The following is a 25,537-nucleotide window of genomic DNA, read 5'->3' as shown; positions in this document are numbered from 1 at the left end:
AATCATAGCGGGCTGTCAGGGAGTGTCAGTAACCAGCTTACGGATAAAAATTAAGCTGGTTACTCTGGTTATACTATTTTATAAATGCAAATGCATCGGCGTACATGTTTTCGCGAATTGCACCATGTGCTAGGAAATCATCGCGGACAATACCTATCATGTCAAAACGCCCTGCCATGTAAATATCATATGGGGCAAGCGATACGATATCGTTCATCACCGCTTTATGTACGTAGCCTGTGTGGCCTGTCCAGCTAGCTGTTGGGTTTTCAACTACTGGTATAAAGGTAAAGTTTTCACGGCTATCGGCCCATGTTTGCATTTCAGTATGCGCATACAAGGCTGACTCTTCACGCACACCCCAATAGAACAATACCGGACGCTCACAACCGATTTCACTTAAATGATCAGCCATAGATTTTGCGTATGAAAACCCAGTGCCGCCAGCGAGTAAAATAATTGGGCGTTCGCATTGGAGACGCAACTGTGAAATGCCTAAGCCGGCTTCAATCAACACCTGAGTTTTCTCAGCATGGGCTTGGCGAAGATGCTCTAAAGTTTGCATTGCATATGAATCAACTGCAGATGCGCCAATATGGAGTTCTAGCTCATCAGACTGTGAAGGGCGGCTGGCAATTGAAAACGCGCGCTTGTCTTTTTCGCCAAGCACTACTTGCAAATATTGGCCAGCTTCAAAGGTGACGCTTTCAACAGGTTTTAAAATTACTTTGTGAACAAATTCAGTGAGTGGGCTGATAGCGACAACTTCAGCGTGTAATGTTTGCATGTTTTACCTTAAATTAGCGGATACGCACTTTATTTGAACAATAATAACATATCCGCATAGTGAGTTTATAGCCTCTAAAAGAGCTGTTAAAGAATATCTAAGCTTTGCCAGATTTCATCGACGCGATCTTTAGTCGCTTGATCCATCACAATGGGTTCGCCCCACTCACGAGTGGTTTCGCCGGGCCATTTATTAGTGGCATCCATACCCATTTTTGAACCAAGACCTGAAACCGGTGATGCAAAGTCTAAATAATCAATCGGAGTGTTTTCAATTAGAGTCGTGTCGCGGGCGGGATCCATACGTGTAGTAATCGCCCAGATCACGTCATTCCAATCACGTGCGTTAACGTCATCATCACAGACAATGACAAACTTTGTGTACATAAACTGACGCAAGAACGACCATACCCCCATCATCACGCGCTTGGCATGACCTGGATATTGTTTTTTCATTGTCACTATCGCCATACGATATGAACAGCCTTCTGGCGGTAGATAAAAATCGACTATCTCAGGAAATTGCTTTTGTAAAATAGGTACGAAGACTTCATTGAGTGCGACTCCTAAAATTGCCGGCTCATCTGGTGGACGACCAGTAAAAGTGCTGTGATAAATAGGATCTTTACGATGTGTCATGTGGGTCACGGTCATAACAGGGAAGTTATCAACCTCATTGTAATAACCCGTGTGATCGCCATAAGGGCCTTCAGGTGCCATTTCGCCCGGCATTATATAGCCTTCAAGAACTATTTCAGCACTGGCAGGAACTTGTAAATCATTGGAGATCGACTTAACTACTTCTGTTTTGCTACCACGTAGCAAGCCGGCAAAGGCGTATTCACTCAAGGTATCTGGCACTGGCGTGACGGCACCTAGGATTGTCGCAGGATCAGCACCCAATGCTACCGATACCGGATAAGGTTGGCCTGGGTTTTCTTTACACCATTCTTGAAAATCGAGAGCACCGCCACGGTGTGATAACCAGCGCATAATGATTTTATTTTTACCGAGTAATTGTTGGCGGTAAATACCTAAGTTTTGGCGTTTTTTGAAAGGTCCTTTGGTGACGGTTAAACCCCAAGTGATTAATGGAGCCACATCACCAGGCCAGCAGTGTTGAATTGGCAGCTTAGTTAAATCAACATCATCGCCTTCTAGAATAATTTGCTGACAAGGCGCTTTTTTAACTTCTTTGGCAGGCATATTTAATACTTGCTTAAACACTGGAATTTGGCTAAATGCTTCTCTAATGCCTTTTGGTGGCTCTGGCTCTTTTAAAAATGCCAGCAACTTACCGACTTCCCGTAGTTCGCTAACGTGTTCTTTACCCATTCCCATGGCAACACGCTCTGGTGTACCAAATAAGTTAGCTAGTACGGGGATATCATAACCTTTAGGGTTTTCAAACAATAAAGCGGGTCCCTTAGCACGTAGTGTGCGGTCGGCAATTTCGGTCATTTCAAGATAAGGATCAATTTCTTGGTGAATACGCTTCAGTTCACCTTTTTTTTCTAATAAATCGATAAAATCACGTAGATCTTTGTATTTCATTGTGGGCCGCTTTAAAGCTTAAAAGACTGTTGGCATTATACTTAAATAAAGACGTTAAGCGAATTAATGAGGTGTTTTTAGAGCGCATTTAAGCGATCATTTTTGTTACATTATAAGGTGAGTAAGCTATAGTTTAGGACAAATGTTTGAAATGAGTTTTTGATTAATGGGTGGGCTTATCGTAAAAACATTTATCAAGGCTGTTCTTCTTTGCTGTGTAATTACCTTTGTAGATCAAGTAAGTGCTAAGCAATCATTAAATTCCGCGCTCAATGTGCCGCTTTTTAATGAGCACAGTGCCGTGATGTTAGTGGTAGAACCGCAAACGGGTGAAATTAAATTTGCTAATAAAGCAGCGGCAGCATTTTATGGTTACAGTATTGCGCAATTGCAAACAATGCGTATCCAGCAAATTAATATATTTACTGAGCAACAAGTTGCACAGGAACGCCAAGCTGCTCTGAGTAAAGGGCAAAACTATTTTGTTTTCAAACACCGATTAGCGAGCGGTGAAACACGTACCGTTAGCGTTTATTCAGCCCCATTTACAATTGAAAATAAAGATTTTTTATTTTCTGTCATACATGATATTTCATCTCAACGTAACCTTGAAAAAGCGCTTTGGCATTATCAAGAAAATCTTGAACAATTGGTTGCCATTCAAACTAATGAAATAGAACAAAAACGCACCGATCAATTGCTGTTAGCGCTAATATCTATTTCTGTACTACTAATACTGTTAGCGACTTTAACCATGTTAGCTTTGCGATTACGCCGAGCTAAAAAATCGGCGCAAAAAGACAGTGCGACGCTAAAAGCGATTTTCAATAGTATTGATGATCTGCTCGTTTACACGGATGTCGAACATAGGGTCATTACAGCTAATACTGCGGCTGTGCAAAAGTTGACGGCAGGCGAGCCACTGGAAGATAAAAATATTTACTCATTTACTGAGTGTTCGAAAGGAGTAGTTGGGGTTGATAGTGAGTGTCAATTTCACGGAGCTAAAGAGGTATTTTGGGGAGAGGCACGAGTAACCGCAGTTATCGACGAAAAAAATAGCAAAATTGGTGAAATACATTTAATTCGTGATATCACTTTAAAATTAAAAGCACTTCAACAACAACGACTCGCGAGCACGGTATTTTCAACAACTAATGAAGGTATTTTAGTTTCTAATCGTGATAATGAAATTCAAGCTGTAAATAAAGCCTTCACACAGATCACCGGTTATCAAGAACAAGATGTGCTTGGTAAATCACCTGCAATATTAAATTCGGGCCATCATAAACCATCGTTTTTTAAAGTGTTATATCGACGTTTAAATGAGGCTGGGCACTGGGAAGGTGAAATATGGAACCGCCGCAAAGATGGTAGTATTTACCCGAGCTGGGTCAATATTTCGGTAGTATTTGACGAGGAAAAAGACATTGAAGTTTATGTTGCCTTATTTAACGACATTTCTTTACGCAAAGAAAATGAACAGGAAATGTGGCTACAAACTAATTTTGATACCTTAACGGGTTTGGCAAATCGCTATCATTATAATAGCAAGCTAGATCAAGAAATGATCCGTGCGACAGCTGATAATAAGCGTTTGGCAATTTGTTTTATTGATTTAGATCGGTTTAAAAGCGTTAACGATACCTTAGGGCATAATAGTGGTGATTTACTATTACTTGAGGCTGCCAAAAGGCTTAAAGCATGTATGCGCAGCTCTGACGTAGTTGCCCGTTTAGGTGGCGATGAGTTTGCGCTATTACTGCCAGGGATCAATAAGTTAGCAGATATTGAGCGACTAGCTACAAAAGCTCTGCTGGCGCTTAGTTCTTCATTTAAAATTGGTGAGCAAGATGTATTTGTATCCGGCAGTATGGGGATCACTATTTTCCCCGACGATGGCAGCGATCGAAAAATATTACTACGTAATGCTGATAGCGCTATGTACAAAGCTAAAGCGCAAGGGCGAAACTGCTTTGAGTTCTTTACCAGTGGCTTGCATGAACAAGCGACTGCTCGCAGTAGGCTCGAAAATGCTCTTCATAAAGCGCTTAGTAATAACGAGTTTACCGTTTATTTTCAGCCAATTATTAGCCACGATAAAAAAACGGTCGGCTGTGAAGCATTATTGCGATGGCATAGTGCGGAGCTTGGCGATGTGTCGCCGGCACAATTCATTCCTGTATGTGAAGAGTTAGGATTAATCATTCCAATTGGTGAGTGGGTACTCAGAGAAGCATGCCGCGAAGCTGCTAAGTGGTGTGGTTGTTTCGGTGATCAGTTTTTTGTTACGGTAAATATGTCTAGCGTGCAATTTATTCGCCAAGATATTGAAGCGTTAGTTAAAAGTGTTCTACAGGAAACGCAGTTATCAGCTCAGTGTTTAACCCTTGAAATTACAGAAACGCTACTTGCTGATAATAGCTCAAATATTTTGCAGCAGTTGCAAGCATTACGGGCAACCGGCGTGGGTTTAGCAATTGATGACTTTGGCACCGGTTACTCATCGTTGAGTTATTTAAAGCGTTTTCCGCTGAGTAAGTTAAAAATAGATCGGGAGTTTATAAAAGACTTACCGGATGATCTTGAAGATTGTGCGATGGTTAGTGCAATAATTTCAATGGCTAGTAACCTACAGCTCAAAGTTGTTGCCGAAGGAGTTGAAACCTTTGCACAGCTGGCTTTTTTAAACGCTCTAAATTGTGATTATATTCAAGGTTTTTTATACAGCAAACCACTGCCTGCGGCACTATTTGATAAATACATTAGGGAGTTTATCGCGGAGCAAAATAATAAATAAGTTGCTACACGCCACTGCAACGTTATTTCTGTGGCGTGTATTTATCATTATCACAATAGCTGCAGATGGGTTTTATATTCAGAGTTAGAACTTAAATCTTTCTACTGCGCTGGTTAATGAGTGAGCGAGTTGGTTAACGTCTTCACTTTGATTGGCGAGTGACTTTGCATGTTCGGCATTCGTTTGTGCTTGCACCGTTACTTGCGCCATAATCTGTTTTATCTCATTGCTGTTATCAAGCTGGTGATGTGATGAACTAGCAATTTGCATACTCATTTGGTTAATTGTCACTAAAGTACTTTTTATTTTATCCACCGCTTGGTTTAATTCACTACTATTTGCTACACATTCTTTTGCTTGTTGTTGCCCATCGTTAATTTCATGATGAGCAGTATTGGCCTGATGTTGCAGTGTTTGGATCATTGTATGTATTTCGCTAGTCGAGTTTTGCGTTCGTGCAGCTAAAGAGCGAACTTCATCTGCCACAACAGCAAAGCCTCGGCCATTTTCTCCTGCACGGGCAGCTTCAATAGCAGCGTTTAGCGCAAGTAAATTAGTTTGTTCAGCAATACTGCTAATTGTATCCACGATTGCGCCAATTAATTGTGTGTGTTGGGTTAGCTCATTAGTACTTTGTACAGCTTGATCAAGCCGAGTCAGTAACGCTGCAATACGCTGGCTGTTACGATCAGCAATCTGATTTACATCATTGGCAAACTGCGAAGCGTTAGCAACTTCATTAGAGGTGTTATCAGCTCGTTCACAGACCGCTTGGGAATTACTATGCATGCTATGCGCCACCGAGTCGGCCTCTGCAATACGATCTAATTGCTGCTGTGCTGCTTCGGTCATATGTTGGCCTTGTGCACTGGTTTGAATTGCTGATTGATCTAAGGTGTGGGCGTTATCACTTATCGCACTTAGTAATGTACTTAGATCATCGCTTAATTGATTGATATTGTTTAAAAGTACACCAAATTCATCATCATTATGGGGCTTTGTACGTTTCGATAAATCCCCAGAAGCGATACGTGATAGTGCTTTATTTACAGCATTGAGTGGTTTTAACATTGCTTTGGTGGTTAAAAAGCAGATCAAGGCTGCAAACGAAATAAGCACTAAACTTATAATAATCGCGAGTCGCGAACCTGTAGTGATCACCGACTGAGCATCCGCCTGCAAGGTATCAAAGCGTTTATCGGCTAAATGATTTAACTCAATAATGAGCTGCTCGGTAAGTTGAAACTGTTGCTGGAATACAGCAAAGGCTTGCTCGGTCGCAACTTTACTGGTCAAAAGAGTACTTTGTTGCTGGTACAGTGTTGCCAACTGTTGATTAATTAAGCTGAGAAGGTCTTTTAGGTTGCTGAAATTTGTTTGATTTTTTAACTCACTCGCTTGCTGTTGTAGGTATGTAAAATTAGATTGGATATTGTCTAATAAAAAAGCGGTATCTTGTTGGTGCTCTGTGAGTGTTTGTAGGGAGCTAATGTGGTTGATGCTCTTAACATTATTGCCTAAGGTGAATAGTAAGTCGTCAATGCGGGTCGCGGTACCAACAATAGCGGCTAATAACGATTGTTGCTCCGGTGTTACTTCGATTAGTTCTAAATCAAGTAAGCCACTACTCAAGTCAGCAAGATTATTAGCGTAATCATTTGCTAATGAGGTAACCTGAGTTGCTGCTGTTAGGCCTTGTTGTTTGGTGTTAAACATTGTTGCACTAGTGGTACTAAATTGCTGATAGCGTTGTGTTATTTTCGATAGTAATTGCAGCATTTGCGGTTGGTCGTGCAGCTGAGAGTTTAATTCTTCTAGCTTGGTTTTAAATAAAGCTTGTTCTTCATGAGTTCTCTGTTGCTGCTGTTGCAAACTGGCTTTACTTGTTTGGCTGTATGCAACGGCATTAAATTTGGTGATTGATAACAGCGATAACCGCAAGGCATGACTTTGCTGTTGTACCGGTACAGCTAAAGTTTCTATATCCGAAGTGGCGTGATTAATTTGTCCTAATGACCAGTAAAAAAAACTACTGCTGGCGAGCATTAAAAAACCAATTGTGGCAAAGGCAAAAATTAGTTTCGTTTTAATAGCAATAGCGCGCATAGTGAACCCGTAAATACTTAATTATTTATGAGTGTAGCAGTATTTTTATAAATTATAAGTTTGGCGAGCGATTGTATTACTCTAAATTACAATGATATTTGTTGCCATCAATTATCAACATTGCTTCATTCCCTTTGGTCCAAAACAGCACATCTTCATTGGTATATTTTACGCCCGAGGCGCTGATTTGTTTGGTCAGCGAATGATTTACTTGATTGTAATTTAGCGTGGCACTTTCTTCATCGTTACTGGTAATAACGGCGCTTAGCTGGCTATCGCAGGAGAAAGACTGACTATTTAATTGTTCTGTGCATGCACTGAGGCTAATAACACCGAGTGCAATTAATAGGGTTTTATACATTAACAAGTACCTTGGCTAAATATGTTTAGCAACTAGCATAGCAAACGAAAATTAACCTTTGGTGAAAATACTTGTTTAGGCTATGTTGATTATTATAAATTTTTTAACTGCAAAGGAAATGAGATGGCAGGTACTAACCTATTGACATTATTGGACGATATCACCACTTTATTAGATGATATTGCCACTATGAGTAAAGTCGCCACGAAGAAAACTGCGGGTGTATTAGGGGATGATTTAGCCTTAAACGCGCAACAAGTGACAGGAGTCACTGCCGATCGTGAGCTACCGGTCGTGTGGGCGGTAGCGAAAGGCTCATTTTTAAATAAAGCTATTTTAGTTCCTGCAGCGTTATTAATAAGTGTCTGGCTGCCTTGGCTTATTACACCTTTATTGATGGTTGGTGGATTATTTTTGTGTTTTGAAGGTGCAGAAAAGTTAGTTGAAAAGTTATTACCAGCTACGAAAAATGATGATGTAGATGCTGTCGAAAATTTAGATTTAGTTGAGTACGAAAAACAAAAAGTAAAAGGGGCTATTCGAACCGACTTTATTTTATCGGCAGAAATAATAGTTATCACTCTAGGCACCGTGGCGGGTGCAAGTTTACTAAATCAAGCGCTAGTCTTAAGTGTTATTGCGGTGATCATGACCATAGGCGTTTATGGGTTAGTGGCAGGGATTGTAAAACTCGATGATGCTGGTTTGTATTTGCTTAACCAAGCACAGCAAACAGGAAACCGTTTTAAAGCATTATTAGGTAAAGGTTTATTAGCCGCAGCACCACGTTTAATGGCGTTTTTAGCATTTGCAGGTACGGTAGCGATGTTTTTAGTGGGTGGAGGAATTTTAGTGCATGGTATTAGTGTGTTGCATCATTGGCAAACCGCTGTTGCTGAGTTTGCACTGGCAAACTTAGGTACGCTGGGAGAGATTATTGCGCCTTTACTGTTCGATGGTTTATTAGGTGTATTAGCCGGTGCGATTGCTGTGTTAGTTCATCATGGAATTGTCAGCATGAAAGCAAAAAAGCCAGCAAAGTAAATTTGCTGGCAATGAATTAGCAAGGGAATGCTATGAAAGTTATTTGCTTGAATTAATTAGTGTTCATGTTTTGATTCAGCAGCTATACCTAACCAGGTAATTTGATTAGGGATAAAATCAAGGTTAAGAATAGTTTTAGTCGTTTGCTCATGGGTGTCGATACTTAATACTGTTTGGTTGTTTGCATCACTGATATATAAAGTATCGTCGGCCGCTGAGGCCGCGAGTGCATAGTTACCAGCTGGGTTTTCGAGTACTTTAAAGCGTGCGCTGACTTGCCAATCATCTTCAGCATGTAGCACTGACAAGAAACCATCACTTTCAAGTACATAAAACTCGCCGGTAATCCTATCCAGTGCACTTGCTAATACGGTATTTTCAGTATTTTGTTGCCATGCAAGCTGTGTCATTTCAGCTGATGCTGGGTCGATGGTGTAAAAAAGCTTACTTTGTGCAATACCTAAAAATAGTTCGCTGTGTTCACTCGCTTTAATTGTGCCAATACGCGTACCTTCAGCAAAGCTGTTGAGATTAGCTACTTTGGCTGCGTTAAACACACCACCTTTTTCAGTTATAACTAATACACCATCGCTACAGCCAAAAGCGATATGCTGGTGATTTTGCGCACTGCCATGTAGTGCAGGGCAATCCACTGCAAACCGCTGTTCTTGATGAAAGTGATCACCATGAATATGCAGTTGTTCAACATAATTTGGCAGCACGCTAGTTATATCTTCGCTGCGATAAGTTGTTATTACCGATTCACCGCGAATTTGCGCTGTACCATGCATGGCATTGTTAAAGCTATGTGCTGCTAACGTTTTCCCAGCAGCAAGTGATTCATCACTTAATAACACAAAGCTTGCAGGGATCCCTGCATCAAGATCGCCATCAAAAAACAGTGCAGCTTGCTGTTCACTGACATCAAAATGGGTTGGTTTACTATCGCTAAAGATTAAATCATGCAGCTCGGGTTGCTGTTCATAACCATGTTGGTGATCACCATGATCTTCTGTAAATAATCCACCGTCAATGAACTCAACATAATTTTCTGCTCGCTGGATCAATACTGCATAACGGAAATTAGGACTGGCATATAGACCACTTATTATGTTGCTGGTATTAAAGGTCTCCAGCAACGAGTTGTTGTCAGCGTTAAAAACAGATACGTTAGCAATATCAGCATGGCTAATCGCTAATCGCCCTTTTGCAGTGATTTCGGTGTGGTCATGGTCATCTTTCTGCTCAGCATTTTTATCTACAAGGTCATCAATTTCACTGTTACAGGCACACAGTACAGCAACCATAGAGGCAATTAAGCAAGTTTTAAAGTTAGGTAAAATCATAAACAGTCCGGTGTTTTGTTATAATATGTCGGTTATGTTATAGTGTAACAAAAGCAAAGTAAAGACCTGAGAATTATGATTTAGCAAAACAGCTGTGGCACATACTAATGATTTTTTGAATTGAAAATAATTTTGAAGCTATAGAGAATAATATCTATTTATAATTTGTCGGATAGCAAAAAATACAGCCTATTTGCTTCGTATTTTGTCATAAATTAAAGCTGATAATGCCCCTAAAAATGTAGATAATTGAGTTCTTTTTAGTTATTGTTAAATAGATGATAATAATAATTAAAATGTTAAATGGAGTTAAATATGTTTAGGCTTTCCCTCTTTATATTAGTGATATTGGTATTTTCGCTTACTTTTACTGGCACTGTTAATTCAAAGTCACTCTCTGTTGATAACTTCAGTAAAGCTGATGAATTTAGCCGCGTTACTATTTCGCCTGATGGCAGCTATATTGGGGCTATTAAAAAACTGGAAGGTAAAAATTCATTAATAATTGTAGACACCAGTAAGTTTTCTGTAATTCATGCTGTTAGTTTTCCTGGTAATGCGCAGGTTGGTGAATATCACTGGGTTAATAATGAGCGTGTCATTCTTGAAAAAGAATACTTAAGAGGGTGGCAAGATACGCCTATTTATTATGGAGAATTGTTTGCAATAAATGCTGACGGTAGCCGTGGTAAGTATGTCATCGGTATGCATGGCGAGCAGCAAATAGGTTCGCGTGTAAAAAAGCAAACGCCAGTTAATGGTACTTCTTACTTACTTGATCCACTACTCCATGATGATAAAAAGGTATTGGTAGTAACTTATCCTTGGACTGCCAGTAACGAGCCAACTTCGGTTGTATATGAGGTTGATGTGTATCGTGGCTTACGTACTCAAATTACTCGTTCACCAATGCCAATGGGGCGATTTTTAACTGATCATGAAGGTAATGTTCGTATTGCAATTTCAACAGACGATTACCTCAATGCAAAAATACATATCAGAGAGCCAGAAGGAGGGAGTTGGAAAGAGTTGGATTTAACGGGTGTTAATTACACTGATATAAGCCTTGAAACATTTGATAAAACGGGTAATTTTGTCTATGCGATGGCATCTTCAAATGGTGAAGCTGAAGGCTTAATAAAAATAAATTTAATCACTAATAAAGCAACACAGATATTTCAAGATAAACAGGTATCACCAAAGCATGTGTGGGTCGATGAAGTAACTAAAGAATTATTTGCCATTGAGACTGAAGCGGATTATCCAAGTTACTCGTTTATAGATAGTGAATCAGAAAAAAGTAAACGTTTAAAAGATATGCTAGGTGCATTACCTGGTAACCAAGTACAGCTTATTAGTAGCACTGAAGTAGGTGACAAAAGTATCATTTATGCCTCTAGTGATATTAACCCAGGTCAGTTTTATCTCTATGATGCGAAAAGCAATAAATTACGGATTCTTTTTTCTACACGGGGTTGGATTAAAGAAGCTGATATGGCGCAAACTACGCCTATTCGATTTAAAAGTCGTGATGGTTTACAGGTTCTTGCATATCTAACCGTACCTAACGGTAAAGTTGAGAAAAACTTACCTTTAGTGGTTATGCCGCATGGTGGGCCTATTGCTCGAGATTATTGGGGATATGATCCAGAGGTACAGATGCTGGCTAATAAGGGGATTGCGGTGCTGAGAGTGAATTTTCGTGGCTCAAAAGGCTTTGGCATGAATTTTCAAAAAGCGGGTTATCGTCAATGGGGAGAGAATGTTCAGTATGACATTATTGATGGCGTAAAGTTATTAATTGCAGATGGTACAGTTAATAAAGACAATATTTGTATTATGGGGTCAAGTTTTGGTGGGTACTCTGCGCTGCAAAGTGCGATTTTAGAACCCAACATGTTTAAATGCGCCATTGGTTTAATGGGGATTTATGATTTACCCCTAATGTATAACGAAGGTGATACTCAGCAATATAGTTCAGGTGTCAACTATTTAGAAACTGTTATAGGCACAGATGAAGCGCAATTAAAGGCTTTTTCACCTAGCTATAATATTGATAAGTTAAAGGCTCCAGTGCTGATAGTACATGGTGGTGAAGATCAGCGTGCACCGATTGAACAAGCCGAATCACTTATTGCGGCTCTTAAAAAAGCTAAACATCCTTATATATATGAACTGCTTGAAGATGAAGGGCATGGTTTTTATAAAGAAGAACATAGAACATACTACTATAAAAAAGTGTTAGCGTTTTTAGAGCAACATTTAACATTGTGAAAAAATATGTTTGCATAAAAATGGCAAGCTTTGGCCTGCCATTTTTATTATAAACTAGTGATCTTATTTTGTAACAACAGCTTGCGAGTCTGAAGCTGTTATAAAATTGCTACTAGCAAGCATGTTTTAGACAGAGTTCTTTTAATTGTACTTTGGCTTTGTGGTTATTTTGCCCTGCAGCTTGTTGATACCAATAAATAGCTTGGCTGATATCTTTTTCTACCCCTTCACCATCACGATACATTTGCGCAGTATTAAGCTGACCCCATTGTGAGCCTTCTTTGCTGGCGAGTAAAAAGCTTTCGAACGCTTCAGGAAATAACCCATCTTTGTAATAGATGATGCCTTGCTGATTATTTTTATTAAGCTTCAACCCTTCATATAGCGGTTTAGGGCGTGGTGGGAACATCACAAAACCACCATATAAGCTATATGCATAAGGGCGTAGTACATCATAAATAGCACCATCCTCATATAAACGCTGTACTTCGCTGCGCGGTAAAGTTATTGTTTTTGATGAGAAATAATCTTTTTGTATCAATAAGCTGGTACGCATAGCCATAGTAATGCCGCTGTCGCGTTTATAGCGATAATTGCTGATTTGAAAGGTGATATTTTGGTCATCAAACTCGAGTACTTGAGCTACTTTTAGGTTTTCAGGGCGCAATGGTTCGTTAGAAAACTTATCAGCATGTACCAAGTAAGTATCGAATGCTTGTGGCTGGCTGAGTATTGCTTGCTTGGCTTTTAGCTCATCAAGATGTTGTGTATAGAAGTAAATTGATAACCAGATAAGTAATATCGAGCCTATAAAATATTTGATCAAAGAAAGCTTTTCTAACCATGGCAGTTGCATAATTGAAAGCTGCACATTGTGCTGACAATGGCTACACTGGTATTGGTAATGCCATGCTAATGGCAGCATAGGGACAATTGAAAAACGCAAAAAGCGGCTTTGGTTTTGTAGTCGATAGTCATCGTGATGACAGTATGGGCAGGTTTTTGTTTGGCTGAAAAACGACAATGAATCGCTGGTATTGAATAGTAGCATATGACCTTTTTCCCTTCCTTGTTTTACGTTAAATTAAAACAAGGAAGGTTAGATGCAAAGCAGAAAACTGTAAGAAAGTATGTTTGGTTAGCTTATTTACTCGCTACAGGCTTTGCTTTAATTGTAGTTTTAGCATCAGCTGCCATAAACGCAAATACAGCATATGCTGCGGTATTTTGCTTAAGTTTAGCCGGATCGATCTTATCAAGCGTATCATCAGCAGTGTGATGGTAGTCAAAGTAATCAGTACCGTCTTGGTGCAGCTCAAAAATTGGCGCGCTGGTGGCATTTTTAAATGGAATTAAATCAGGCCCACCATTAGCGCTATTTTTACCTATGTATTCAACATTTAGCGGCGCAAGTTGCTTGGCTATTGCACGCACTACTGGCAACGAGGCTGCAGATACATTCGATTCAAAGCCATACACTACATCAGCACCAAAGTCAGATTCAGCTGCGGCAACAATTTTATCAAGTTCATTTGCATGCTTTTTGAAATAAGCTTTAGCGCCCCATAATCCTAGCTCTTCAGCGGCAAATAACACTACACGAATGCTGCGTTTAGGACGTTTTATTTCACTAATATGTTTGGCAGCAGCCATGGTTAACGCAACGCCTGCACCATCATCAAGTGCGCCAGTGCCTAAATCCCAAGAATCTAAATGACCGCCAATAAGTACGTACTGTTCAGGGTTTTGTGTGCCATTGAACTGACCAATCACGTTATAGCCAGTACCTTGGCCGCGATCTTCAGTTTGCACATTGATATTTACGGTAACATTTTTACCTAGTGCAACTAATCGAGCTAGCTGATCTGCATCAGGGTTAGCAATGGTCACATTAGGGATTTTCGTAACACCTTCTTGATAGTGACTGCCACCGGTATGAGCAAAGCGGTGGTGTGCGGTGCTAACAGAACGCATCATATAACCAATCGCGCCTTTTTTTGCAGCCTCAACTGAACCTGTTGAGCGAGCACGAACAGCAGGACCATAACCATTGCCATCAATATGGCGGTTCATATGGTAATTTATATAAGCTATTTTACCTTTTAAGCTGTTTGCTGGTGCTGCGATAAGTTCATCAAGCGTTTCAAATAATACAACTTCAGCGGTAATGCCATCTTTCGGTGTGCTAACGCTGTGGCCTAATGCTGTTAGGTGCAAAGGTTGCTCGCTTGGCGTTAAAATTTTGCCACTTTCACTAAAACGGCGCCATTCAGGAAAGGTTGCCTCTTCTAGCCATACTTTATCAAAACCAAGCTCTTTAAATTTAGCTTGGGCCCACGCAACGGCTTTTTTATCATTTTCTGTACCAGGTAAGCGAGGTCCTATTTCAGTAGTAAGCGATTCAAGCAATTGATAGCTTAACTCGCTGTTACTGGCATTAGTTCTTAGTTCGGTGACTTGCTGAAGTTGCTTTGCGGTAAATTCAGGCTCGGCGGCATTGGCTAAAAAGCTGCCGGCTAGCAGTAATCCGGTGATGATTTTTTTCATTATTGACCTGGTTATATTTTCAAGTGAGGGTTATTAAAGCATTTAATACTGAGCAACAAAAGTAGATGAGATAAATGCCTATCGGTGGTGATGTTATGGTGAATGTTTATTGAGAATATGGTCAGCTTAATGGTAGCAATTTGTATATTCTGCTATTATGCAGCATAACTAAGTCGGGCATCTGCAGCGGCTTTTCATGTTTAATTATTGCACTGGAAATTACTTTGACCGCTACAGCTTTTTCATCACTCGCTTTACCATCAGGTTTGGTCGATAACTTATCGACTTTAGGTTACACCCAAATGACCGCTGTACAGGCGCAAAGCCTGCCGCCAGTGCTTGAAGGTAAAGACATCATTGCACAAGCTAAAACTGGCTCAGGTAAAACTGCCGCATTTAGTTTAGGTGTGTTGGCCAAGCTTAATGTTAAGCGTTTTCGTATACAGTCTTTAGTGCTTTGTCCAACCCGTGAGTTGGCTGAGCAAGTAGCTGTGGAAATGCGTAAATTAGCGCGTGGTATTCACAATATAAAAATATTAACTCTATGTGGTGGCGTGTCGATTGGTCCACAAATTGGTTCACTAGAGCATGGTGCACATATTATTGTTGGCACACCTGGGCGTGTTGATGATCATATTCGCAAAGGTACGCTACGTTTAGATGATGTAGACACTCTGGTACTTGATGAAGCCGATCAAATGCTTGATATGGGCTTTCAAGACACTTTGGATGCGATTATTGAGCGTATTCCAAAACAGCGTCAAACTTTATTATTTAGCGCCACTTTTCCGCGCGCGATAGAAGCGATTGCCAAACGTGTATTAAGCAACCCTGTTATGGTGAAGGTTGAAGAAGAGCAAGAAAAAAGTACGATCAAACAGTACTTTTATAAAATGGATAATAACAAACAACGTTTTAATACATTAAAATTGTTGCTGCTGAAGTTTCAGCCAGAAAGCTGTGTGGTGTTTTGTAATACCAAGGTCGAAACTCAACAGGTGTGTGATGATTTAGCTGATGAAGGCTTCAGTGCCGTGTCATTGCATGGTGATTTAGAGCAGCGAGATCGTGAGCGCACCTTGATCCACTTTGCTAATAAAAGCGCCTCGATTTTAGTGGCCACTGATGTAGCCGCTCGTGGTTTAGACATCGATGATATGGATATGGTGATTAACTACCACCTTGCCCATGACCCACAAACCCATGTACACCGTATTGGTCGTACTGGTCGTGCTGGTAAAAAAGGCATTGCATGCTCTATTTATGGCGATGCGGAACAATTCAAAGTGGCACAAATTGGTGACCATTATGAATGTGATTTTTTACCAGAACAATTACCGCCGTTTAGCCTACTTGAAAAGCCACCATACAAACCACAAATGGTGACACTAATGATCGATTCAGGTAAAAAGCAAAAGGTACGCGCAGGTGATATTTTAGGTGCATTAACCGGTAAAGATGGCGTAGCAGGGCGTCAAGTCGGTAAAATTAATGTGCTTGATAATGTGGCTTTTGTGGCTGTCGAACGTAATAGCTCAAAGCCCGCGCTACGAAAATTAACGGAAGGTAATATTAAAGGCCGTAAAATTCGTGCCCGTCGTTTAACTCGTTAATTATTGCTTATGATGTTTTTGAGCAGCTTGCTCTAAGCTGCTCATATTCATTTTTTAACTGTTTAAACTGCTCTGCATTACCATGTTGTTTATCTGGATGATATTGTGTTGCCAACTGCCGCCAGCGCTTTTGCAATGCCGGCATAGAAAAATCGTCAGGTAATTCCCAGCGCTTTAATAATGTCTGGCGTTGTTGTTGATCAAGCGTATTTATTGTTGGTGATGCACGAAACGTACGCCAAAAATCATCTAACAGTGATTTAACTTCTGTTATCGAGGCATCGTAATTTTGCCAATCTAGATAGTACGCTTGTAATGAGTCATGCGCTGCAATGGTTATCTTATCTGGATTATCTGTGAGCTCTATATGTAAACTGGCTACCAATAAATATTGATTTGGCAACAGTTGTTGCTGCAGTTGATAAAGTGCATTCATAATTAAAAAGTTACGCTTAAACAGATCACGGTATGGATCTGTATCTAAGTCATTAATTACACCACGCTCAGATAATTCCAATGCTAAAGTGTGAACCTTCCAAATGTGCTTCGTTAAAATTAACTCGAAAATCTCATCAATCAGTGGGTTAAGCATTGTTTACAGTCTAGTTATTGGTGTATCTTGACTAAACTATCATAGCTTCTACTGCTAACAAAATTCCAAGGAAAAAATTATGCTGGGTCAGTTTAAGCGCCTATTATTTATTTGCTCGATTAGTGTGCTTGGCGTTTTTTCTCAATCAGGTAATGCTCAACAACAAGTAGCACTTTTTGAACAATTTAAAGTTACGGATGAATGGCCTGAAAAGCAGCTGTTAGCAACCCAGTTACTGTCTACACAATTATCAAATCAGCAACAAGTTGCTATTTATTCTGGTTTAGCTGAGCGTGCGTTTGAGTTGAGTAATTATCCCCAAGCATTGCATTATTATCAGTTGCTTGAGCAGCATAGTACATTTGAAAACCTGCCTGAGTTACATTTTCGAGCAATAAAAATGCAGGGCGTGGTGCAATATTTTCAAGGTTTATTACAACAAGCCATTATTGATTACAGCCGTGCGTTAAACTTAGCGGTACGTTTAAAGAGTCCATTAAAACAAGCCAACTTGCTAAGTAATATTGGCCTTGCATATTTTAATATGCACAACATGGAGCTTGCTTTAGAGCATTACCAGCAGGCAAAAGCACTTTATGAAATAGATGGTAGCGCGCAAGACAAAGCTGATATTCTTCATAATATTGCGGGCATCTATATTCGTTTATCTAGCTATGATTCGGCACTTGAAATTTATCGTGAAGTGCTCGATGTATTTCAGCAATTGGGTGATGAAGAGGGGATTGCTCGTGCCTATGGCAACATGGGGGTTGCTTATACTGAGTCGGGTCAAAATCAATTAGCGTTGCACTATTACCAGCTCGCTTTACGCTATTATCAAAGTGTTAATGACGCCTATCAATTATCCGTACAGCATACCAACTTAGCTAACATAAATTTAAAAATAGATGAGTTGGATGCAGCTTTGTATCACGCACAAGCAGCTCAAAAATACGCCCTGCAGATAGATAATCAATCCTTACGGTTAGCTTCTTTACATGTTTTAGCTAAAGTGCAATTAGTGATGGGGGATATTGATATTGCGGAGCAAAATTTACAACAATCAATATCACTAGCCAAAGAATATAAAGATGAATTGCGCATTAAAGACGGCTTAGGTATCGAGGCGTTGTTAAGTGCTGGTGCCGGTGACTATAAGCGGGCTATTCATCTGCACCAACAGTTTGTCGATTATCAACGTAGCATAACCAGTGAAGAGGTTATGAAAGCGTTAAATGTATTTCAGTCTCAGTTTCAGTCGAACCAGTTAAACCAAGAAATTAAACAGCTTAAACAAGAGCGTAGCCTACAAGAATTAAAGATTGAAAAACGCTCACAGTTAACTATTTTACTGTCTATTGTGCTGATGTTGGTATTGATCTGTGCAGTTGTATTATATCGCCGTGCAATCGAAAAAAAGGCCAAAACCCAATTAGAGCAAAAAGTTGAGCAACGTACTCAAGAATTACAATATGTGGCACAAGAGCTACGTGCCGCGAATCAAGTTAAGAGCCAGTTTTTGGCTAATATCAGCCATGAAATACGCACACCACTTACCGCTATTTTAGGGCAAACAGACGACTTATTGCATGGTTTATATCAGCCCCAGCAATTACAAACAGAATTGTTAGTTATTAAAAAACATAGCGATCATTTAAAAGATTTGATTAATGATGTGCTCGATATTAGTAAGATAGAAGCAAACCGTTTAGATTTACATGTTAGCGAGTTTGACCTCGTGGAGCTTGTAAATGATGTTTATGCTATGTCAAGTATGCAGGCTAAAAGCAAAGGCTTAACGCTGCTATTAGAAAATCACTTAGGCTCGAGTTATTGGACTAAGTTAGATATGATCCGCGTCAAGCAAATACTAATAAACCTACTGACTAATGCGATCAAATTTACCGAGCACGGCAGTGTTACTCTGGATATTAATCACACCGAACAAGGCGTATGCTTTAAAGTGATTGATACGGGGATTGGTATGAATACAGAGCAAATAAAAAACATTTTTGAATGTTTTCAACAAGGCGATAATACCATCACTCGCAGGTTCGGTGGTTCAGGACTTGGTTTGAGTCTTTCCCAGCAATTAGCAATTATGATGGGGGGTTATATTAGTGTTGAAAGTGAGCATGGTAATGGCAGTGAGTTTATTTTTAATGTGCCATGTAAAGAGTATGCGCCAACCCTTCTTGCTACCGACAACTCAAAACCAGCTGCAACTAAAGGTCTAGTTGGGCGAGTATTATTAGCAGAAGATCATCCCGACAATCGTAGACTAATAACGCGCTTTTTAAAGTCGATTGGCCTTGAAGTGATCTCAGTAAGTAATGGTGAGCAAGCAGTTGAACAGTGCCTCAGTGAATTTCCAGATGTTGTTTTATTAGATATACAGATGCCAGTAATGGATGGCCTTAGTGCATTTGAACTGTTAAATAAGTGTGGTTTTAATAAACCTATTTTTGCGTTAACAGCTAATGCAATGAGTCATGAAATAGATAATTACTTAGCGATGGGATTTACTGGCTATTTAAGTAAGCCAATAGAAAAAGAAGCGTTTTATCAGGCACTCGCAGCGCATTTAAATAGCACCAGCACGCTACCTTTAGCTAATCCTGATATTAGCGATTTAGTGACGAGTTTTATTGCCAGCTTTGATGATGAAATAGCATCACTTACACAGCACCTTGCAGCAAAGGACTATATTGCATTACAGCAAGATAGCCATCGTATCCTTGGTGCCGCACAGATATTTTCATTAACTGATGTAGCTAATGCAGCGATGTGCTTAGATAAATCACTCTTATCACAAAAACATAACCCCAGCAGTGATGCAGACGTAAAAGAATTAGTAGATGATTTGATTAAGCAGCTATCACAACAGCTGACTTAAAAGAGCGATATATAAGCTTAAGAGGTCGTTACTTTAAGACTATAAGTTACTACTAACCAATAAAGCGAGTTGAGCGTTTTATTGAGAGGCATTACTGCGTGCTGGATTTAAATAATCGCAGTTTTAATATTTACTCAGTACTGCACAGTTTGATGATTTTCGTCTATAGGGAACAGAGCAAAGAGATTAATAAAACAAATGTATAATAGGAGTGAGATTGAGGGATAGGCAAAAAAAATGCCTGTATTAACAGGCATTTTAGAATCTAGTAAAGAGAATTATTGACGCTTCATCGAATCAAAAAATTCATCATTGGTTTTGCTCATAGAGAGTTTATCAATTAAAAACTCCATGGCATCAATTTCAGACATTTCATGAACTATTTTGCGTAAAATCCACATTTTTTGTAGTTCATCAGGTTTAGTCAGTAGCTCTTCGCGACGGGTACCTGAGCGGTTAAAGTCGATTGCAGGGAATACACGCTTTTCAGCAATCTTACGATTTAAGTGTAATTCCATATTACCAGTACCTTTAAACTCTTCGTAGATAACTTCATCCATCTTAGAGCCGGTATCGATAAGCGCAGTTGCGATAATAGTTAAACTACCGCCTTCTTCAACGTTACGCGCAGCACCAAAGAAACGCTTTGGTTTATGCAGGGCGTTAGCATCAACACCACCAGTAAGTACTTTACCTGATGAAGGAATTACCGTGTTATAAGCACGTGCTAAACGTGTGATTGAATCCAGTAAGATGATTACATCTTTTTTGTGCTCAACTAAACGTTTTGCTTTTTCAATTACCATTTCAGCAACTTGTACGTGACGGCTTGCTGGTTCATCAAACGTTGATGCAATAACTTCACCTTTTACTAGGCGTTGCATCTCAGTAACTTCTTCTGGACGCTCATCGATAAGTAGTACCATCAATGTCGCATCTGGGTGGTTATGGGTAATCGATTGCGCAATATTTTGTAGTAGCATTGTTTTACCCGCTTTAGGCGGTGCTACTAATAAACCACGTTGACCACGGCCAATTGGAGAGGCTAAATCAAGTACTCGAGCAGTGATATCTTCGGTGCTACCATTACCGCGTTCCATACGTAAACGTTCGTTTGCATGTAGCGGGGTAAGGTTTTCAAAAAGAATTTTCGTGCGAGAGTTTTCAGGTTTATCAAAATTTACTTCGTTTACTTTTAGTAATGCAAAGTAACGTTCACCGTCTTTAGGTGGACGTATGAGACCCATTATAGAATCACCAGTACGCATACTAAAACGACGAATTTGGCTAGGTGATATATAAATGTCATCAGGACCAGCAAGGTAAGAGGCTTCTGATGATCTTAAGAAACCAAAACCATCCTGTAAGATTTCTAATACACCACCGCCAAAAATGTTCTCTCCACTTTTGGCGTGGGCTTTAAGGATAGCAAAGATAATATCTTGCTTTCTTAAGCGGGCTACGTTTTCGAGCCCCATGGACTCAGCTAAGTCTACAAGTTCTTTGATCGACTTGTCTTTTAATTCGCGTAAATGCATATTGGTGGGTTCTTTATTACAGTTATCATGCTCATATAATCGATATTGATTAGTGAGAGAGGTTTGTTGGTAAACTAAGGATTAGTTGGCTTTATAAACTAGCAGGTCATTCGCTAGGCGTCCAGTCTTTATACAAAAAAAATTAAAAAAAAGGGCTGTGGCCCTTTTTTTAGGCATATTTTTAGATGTTGTTTTCTAAAAACTCAACAAGTTGAGTTTTAGAAAGTGCACCCACTTTAGTTGCCGCAACTTGGCCTTCTTTGAAAAGAAGTAACGTAGGGATACCACGAATACCAAATTTAGGTGGTGTGCCTGCATTTTGGTCAATGTTTAATTTACCGATTACAACACGGCCATCAAACTCTTCTGCCACTTCATTAAGAATTGGCGCGATCATTTTACACGGTCCACACCATTCTGCCCAAAAATCAACTAATACAGGCTTGTCTGATTGTAAAACGTCAGCTTCAAAGCCATCGTCAGTTAATTGAATAATTTTCTCGCTCATTGCGCTCTCCGATAAGTTAGGCGAATTATTTAATGCGTATTTAAACACTCTTGTTTCTTATTGCAAGTTTAAACGTTATGCTTAAACGCTATGACTAAGACACATTTGACCGATAAAAAGTTTTCAGACTTTGCTATTGCACCGGAAGTGGTTGCCGGGTTAACCGAAAGTGGGTTTGAATATTGCACACCCATACAAGCTAAATGCCTACCTTTTATTTGTGATGGCCGCGACATTGCGGGTCAAGCACAAACAGGTACAGGCAAAACGTTGGCGTTTTTAACTGCCACGTGCCATCGGTTATTACAATCTAGCAAAGCACCTAGTAAACATCCAAGAGCCCTGATCATGGCCCCTACTCGGGAGCTTGCGATTCAGATCCACAAAGATGCAAAAATTTTAGCGCCACACTGTAATCTTAACTTAGGTTTAGTATATGGTGGCGAAGATTACGAAAAACAACGTGCACAATTAGAAAAAGGCGTTGATATTTTAATTGGCACCACAGGGCGCTTAATCGATTTATATAAACAAGGGTGTTACACCCTCAATGAAATCGAAGTAGTGGTACTTGATGAAGCCGATCGTATGTTTGATTTGGGTTTCATAAAAGACATTCGCTATATGTTCCGCCGTATGCCGGATACATCACAACGCCTTAATTTATTATTTTCAGCAACGTTATCGTATCGCGTTCAAGAACTGGCGTTTGAGCACATGACAAACCCAGAGCATGTACAAATTGAACCCGATGTGAAAACTGGCAAGCGCATTGTTGAAGAGTTATTTCATCCTTCTCAAGAAGATAAAGTTAAGCTGTTATTAACTTTGATTGAAGAAGAATGGCCTGAGAAAGCCATTGTGTTTGCAAATACTAAACATAGCTGTGAAACGGTTTATGCATGGTTAAAGTCTGATGGACACCGGGTGGGAATGCTCACTGGTGACGTAAATCAGAAAAAACGCCAATCAATTTTAGCGCAATTCTCTAAAGGTGATTTAGACTTCCTTGTGGCAACAGATGTTGCTGCTCGTGGCTTACATATCCCTGAAGTGAGTCATGTATTTAACTTCGACTTACCAGATGATTGTGAAGATTATGTTCATCGTATTGGCCGTACAGCACGCGCTGGGGCATCAGGTAAGGCAATTAGTTTTGCATGTGAGCAGTACGCATATAATCTTCATGAAATTGAAGAATACATAGAGCACAGCATTCCTTTATCACATTATGATAAAAGTGCATTGCTTGATGATTTAACTAAGCCTACTATTCAAAGAAAGCGTAATTATTCAACAGGCCCACGTAGTCGTAGTAACAACAGCGGACGTAGACCAAACAATAGTTACCAAAAAGCACGGTCGTAATTGCGACCGTCGTTATAGTCGTAGTAGTAACTAGAGGTTTTTGAACGGTGGGGCAACTTAAACCGCAAAAAAATGTTTATGCAGTAATTGATTTAGGATCTAACAGTTTTCACATGTTGATCGCTAAGTCAATTGCTGGCGGCTTACAAACAATAGGCCGAGTTAAACGCAAAGTCAGATTAGCCGCAGGGCTAAATGATGATAATTTACTGAGCACAGAAGCAATGCAACGAGGCTGGGAATGTCTCGCACTATTTGCAGAGCGTCTTCAAGATATCCCTAAAAACAACATTACTATTGTTGCCACCGCTACTTTGCGCTTAGCAACGAATGCTGATGAATTTAAAATCAAAGCCGAGCAAATCCTTGCGCATAAAATTAATGTCATTAGTGGTGAGCTAGAAGCGCGCACTATTTATAAAGGCGTTGCGCATACATCTTCATGTAGTGGTCGCCAACTAGTAATAGATATTGGCGGTGCCAGTACTGAGGTAGTTATAGGTAAGGGATTCGACGCACTACATTATAAAAGCCTAAACATGGGCTGTGTTACCTACCTAGAACGTTACTTTAAAGACTGTAAACTCAATGACGCTAATTTCAATGCTGCTATTAAAGCCGCACGAGTAGTTATTGATGATATAGCGCCAAGTTATAAAGTGGCGGGTTGGGAGATTGCATCAGGTGCATCGGGTACTGTACAAGCTATCCAAGAAATTATGGTGGCACAATCACTCGATGAAACACTGAGTTTAGATAAACTCAATAAAATTAAAAAGCAATCGATCGCCTATGAGACCATCGCTGAGCTAGATTTACCTGGGCTTAGTGAAGAAAGACGTTTAGTTTTTGTGTCAGGGCTCGCTATTTTAATTGCTTTATTCGAAGCGCTTGAAATTGATAAAATGGGATTAGCAGGAGGCGCACTTCGTGAAGGTGTGCTTTATAGCATGATCCCTGAGTTTCATAATCATGATATTCGAAAGCGCACTGTTGATGGCCTGATGAGCCGTTATCATGTCGATCAAAAACAAGCGAACCGAGTTGCAGAACTCGCCAGTCACCTCGCAGCTCAAGTCAGCGAGCAGTGGCCACTATTCAACAATAGTGGCCTGCCTTTACTAAAAGCGATTGCGCAATTGCATGAGATTGGTTTGTTAATTGAGTATAAGCAATATCAAAAGCACACCGCTTATATTTTAGAAAACACCGATATGCCAGGCTTTTCACAATCGGAGCATAAAATTATTGCGGCTGTAGCGAATGCACATCGTTCAGATCTGCAAAAGAATGTTTTTGAGTATTTAGGCTGCCATGCTCAGCTTACTCAGTATGTAACACGGTTGCTTAGGATCGCAGTGATCTTATCAATGCGTCGCCAAGATGATGTATTACCAAAATTAGTATTAACTGTTAATAATGACGCTCTAACACTAATATTTGAAAATGATTGGCTAAAAGCGCACCCGCTAATGGCAAGTGAGCTCCAACAAGAGTCTAAACAGCAAGCAAAAGCTGGTTGGAAGTTTATTGTTAAGTAACAAAAGGGCTGTAAAAGCCCTTTTATTGTATTAAAAACCACCTTTATGCACTAAATTTGTTCGAACAGTCAATTAAATCAAAAAAGATCAAAAAAAGTGTTGATCTGTTTTTGGATCTCCCTATAATGCGACCCCACTGAGACGGGATATGGCGACGCGCAGCGGACAACGCATAGCGAGGCACGAACAACTCAGAGAGTTAAATAAAACTTAGGTTTTAAATATTCGCAAGAAAGTTTAAAGCTAAGTGTTGACTCGAAAAATAAAGGATGTATTATACGCATCCTTAGCGACAATGTCGCAACGTTCTTTAACAATATAAAGCAATCATCTGTGTGGGCACTCGTACAGATTGAGTTCTAACAGCCGAGCTTAGTTCGCTAAGCAAGGCAAAAAATTTAGAGTCTCAATGTGATTTCTCGAAAGAGAAGCTGAGTGACCAACAGAAGTAACTTATTTATAAGTTGCTTCGGCACAGTCAATTCAATATCGAAAGATATTAAATAAATTCAGAATTCATTGAGCTGTCGAAAGACAAAAAACTTTTAATTGAAGAGTTTGATCATGGCTCAGATTGAACGCTGGCGGCAGGCCTAACACATGCAAGTCGAGCGGTAACAGAGAGTAGCTTGCTACTTTGCTGACGAGCGGCGGACGGGTGAG

The 25,537-nt window shown here is 39.9% G+C and carries 17 protein-coding genes and 1 rRNA gene; 8 read left to right on the top strand and 10 right to left on the bottom strand.

What is annotated here, in order from left to right:
- Positions 1 to 73 precede the first annotated feature (73 nt).
- Together fre and ubiD are read right to left on the bottom strand one after the other, a co-directional pair.
- The gene (gene fre / locus PSR9079_RS14385) at positions 74 to 787 is read right to left on the bottom strand and encodes an NAD(P)H-flavin reductase (protein ID WP_149982174.1); all 714 of its coding nucleotides are present in this window, start codon (positions 785 to 787) and stop codon (positions 74 to 76) included.
- An 86-nt stretch (positions 788 to 873) separates the two neighbouring features.
- Positions 874 to 2,340, bottom strand: coding sequence for a 4-hydroxy-3-polyprenylbenzoate decarboxylase (gene ubiD, locus PSR9079_RS14380; RefSeq protein ID WP_149982173.1), 1,467 nt, complete (start codon positions 2,338 to 2,340; stop codon positions 874 to 876).
- Positions 2,341 to 2,506: 166 nt separating this feature from the next.
- Here ubiD and PSR9079_RS14375 point away from each other — a divergent pair, with 166 nt between their 5' ends.
- Positions 2,507 to 5,140, top strand: coding sequence for a sensor domain-containing protein (locus PSR9079_RS14375; protein WP_149982172.1), 2,634 nt, complete (start codon positions 2,507 to 2,509; stop codon positions 5,138 to 5,140).
- An 84-nt stretch (positions 5,141 to 5,224) separates the two neighbouring features.
- Here PSR9079_RS14375 and PSR9079_RS14370 read toward each other — a convergent pair whose 3' ends face one another.
- Positions 5,225 to 7,246, bottom strand: coding sequence for a methyl-accepting chemotaxis protein (locus PSR9079_RS14370; RefSeq protein ID WP_149982171.1), 2,022 nt, complete (start codon positions 7,244 to 7,246; stop codon positions 5,225 to 5,227).
- Between the two features lie 76 nt (positions 7,247 to 7,322).
- Positions 7,323 to 7,607, bottom strand: coding sequence for an MliC family protein (locus PSR9079_RS14365; protein ID WP_149982170.1), 285 nt, complete (start codon positions 7,605 to 7,607; stop codon positions 7,323 to 7,325).
- 123 nt (positions 7,608 to 7,730) lie between these two features.
- Between PSR9079_RS14365 and PSR9079_RS14360 the strand changes: the two genes are divergently transcribed.
- Positions 7,731 to 8,651 (top strand): DUF808 domain-containing protein, encoded by a 921-nt coding sequence (locus PSR9079_RS14360; protein WP_149982169.1) that lies wholly within the window; start codon positions 7,731 to 7,733, stop codon positions 8,649 to 8,651.
- Between the two features lie 56 nt (positions 8,652 to 8,707).
- On the opposite strand, the gene PSR9079_RS14355 is transcribed toward PSR9079_RS14360, so the two are convergent.
- Positions 8,708 to 9,997, bottom strand: a complete 1,290-nt coding sequence (locus PSR9079_RS14355; RefSeq protein ID WP_149982168.1) for a hypothetical protein — start codon at positions 9,995 to 9,997, stop codon at positions 8,708 to 8,710.
- Positions 9,998 to 10,312: 315 nt separating this feature from the next.
- Between PSR9079_RS14355 and PSR9079_RS14350 the strand changes: the two genes are divergently transcribed.
- Positions 10,313 to 12,271 carry an alpha/beta hydrolase family protein gene (locus PSR9079_RS14350; RefSeq protein ID WP_149982167.1) on the top strand — a complete coding sequence of 653 codons (1,959 nt, stop codon included), beginning with the start codon at positions 10,313 to 10,315 and terminating at the stop codon, positions 12,269 to 12,271.
- A gap of 112 nt (positions 12,272 to 12,383) precedes the next feature.
- Here the strand turns inward: PSR9079_RS14350 and PSR9079_RS14345 are convergent, their stop codons facing one another.
- Together PSR9079_RS14345 and PSR9079_RS14340 are read right to left on the bottom strand one after the other, a co-directional pair.
- Complete coding sequence (locus PSR9079_RS14345; protein ID WP_149982166.1) at positions 12,384 to 13,322, bottom strand: tetratricopeptide repeat protein; 939 nt, start codon at positions 13,320 to 13,322, stop codon at positions 12,384 to 12,386.
- Between the two features lie 92 nt (positions 13,323 to 13,414).
- The gene (locus PSR9079_RS14340) at positions 13,415 to 14,818 is read right to left on the bottom strand and encodes a M20/M25/M40 family metallo-hydrolase (RefSeq protein ID WP_149982165.1); all 1,404 of its coding nucleotides are present in this window, start codon (positions 14,816 to 14,818) and stop codon (positions 13,415 to 13,417) included.
- A gap of 224 nt (positions 14,819 to 15,042) precedes the next feature.
- On the opposite strand from PSR9079_RS14340, the gene dbpA reads away from it, so the two are divergent.
- The gene (gene dbpA / locus PSR9079_RS14335) at positions 15,043 to 16,431 is read left to right on the top strand and encodes an ATP-dependent RNA helicase DbpA (RefSeq protein WP_145239907.1); all 1,389 of its coding nucleotides are present in this window, start codon (positions 15,043 to 15,045) and stop codon (positions 16,429 to 16,431) included.
- 7 nt (positions 16,432 to 16,438) lie between these two features.
- Here dbpA and PSR9079_RS14330 read toward each other — a convergent pair whose 3' ends face one another.
- Positions 16,439 to 17,023 (bottom strand): DNA-J related domain-containing protein, encoded by a 585-nt coding sequence (locus PSR9079_RS14330; RefSeq protein WP_149982164.1) that lies wholly within the window; start codon positions 17,021 to 17,023, stop codon positions 16,439 to 16,441.
- A gap of 79 nt (positions 17,024 to 17,102) precedes the next feature.
- Between PSR9079_RS14330 and PSR9079_RS14325 the strand changes: the two genes are divergently transcribed.
- Positions 17,103 to 19,919, top strand: a complete 2,817-nt coding sequence (locus PSR9079_RS14325; RefSeq protein WP_149982163.1) for an ATP-binding protein — start codon at positions 17,103 to 17,105, stop codon at positions 19,917 to 19,919.
- Between the two features lie 278 nt (positions 19,920 to 20,197).
- Here PSR9079_RS14325 and rho read toward each other — a convergent pair whose 3' ends face one another.
- Together rho and trxA are read right to left on the bottom strand one after the other, a co-directional pair.
- Positions 20,198 to 21,457, bottom strand: a complete 1,260-nt coding sequence (gene rho / locus PSR9079_RS14320; protein ID WP_064666866.1) for a transcription termination factor Rho — start codon at positions 21,455 to 21,457, stop codon at positions 20,198 to 20,200.
- Positions 21,458 to 21,638: 181 nt separating this feature from the next.
- Complete coding sequence (trxA, locus tag PSR9079_RS14315) at positions 21,639 to 21,965, bottom strand: thioredoxin TrxA (RefSeq protein ID WP_145239901.1); 327 nt, start codon at positions 21,963 to 21,965, stop codon at positions 21,639 to 21,641.
- A gap of 90 nt (positions 21,966 to 22,055) precedes the next feature.
- On the opposite strand from trxA, the gene rhlB reads away from it, so the two are divergent.
- From rhlB to PSR9079_RS14300, 3 genes are all read left to right on the top strand, one after another.
- On the top strand, positions 22,056 to 23,333 hold the full coding sequence (rhlB, locus tag PSR9079_RS14310) for an ATP-dependent RNA helicase RhlB (RefSeq protein ID WP_145239899.1): 1,278 nt from the start codon (positions 22,056 to 22,058) through the stop codon (positions 23,331 to 23,333).
- Positions 23,334 to 23,380: 47 nt separating this feature from the next.
- Complete coding sequence (gene gppA, locus PSR9079_RS14305) at positions 23,381 to 24,874, top strand: guanosine-5'-triphosphate,3'-diphosphate diphosphatase (protein ID WP_145239897.1); 1,494 nt, start codon at positions 23,381 to 23,383, stop codon at positions 24,872 to 24,874.
- A gap of 546 nt (positions 24,875 to 25,420) precedes the next feature.
- A 16S ribosomal RNA gene (locus PSR9079_RS14300) occupies positions 25,421 to 25,537 on the top strand; the annotation flags it as partial.

The organism is Pseudoalteromonas rhizosphaerae, from assembly GCF_902498845.1.
Classification (GTDB): domain Bacteria; phylum Pseudomonadota; class Gammaproteobacteria; order Enterobacterales; family Alteromonadaceae; genus Pseudoalteromonas; species Pseudoalteromonas rhizosphaerae.
The sequence above is the reverse complement of the archived record's forward strand: the minus strand, read 5'-3'. Positions and strand labels throughout refer to the sequence as shown.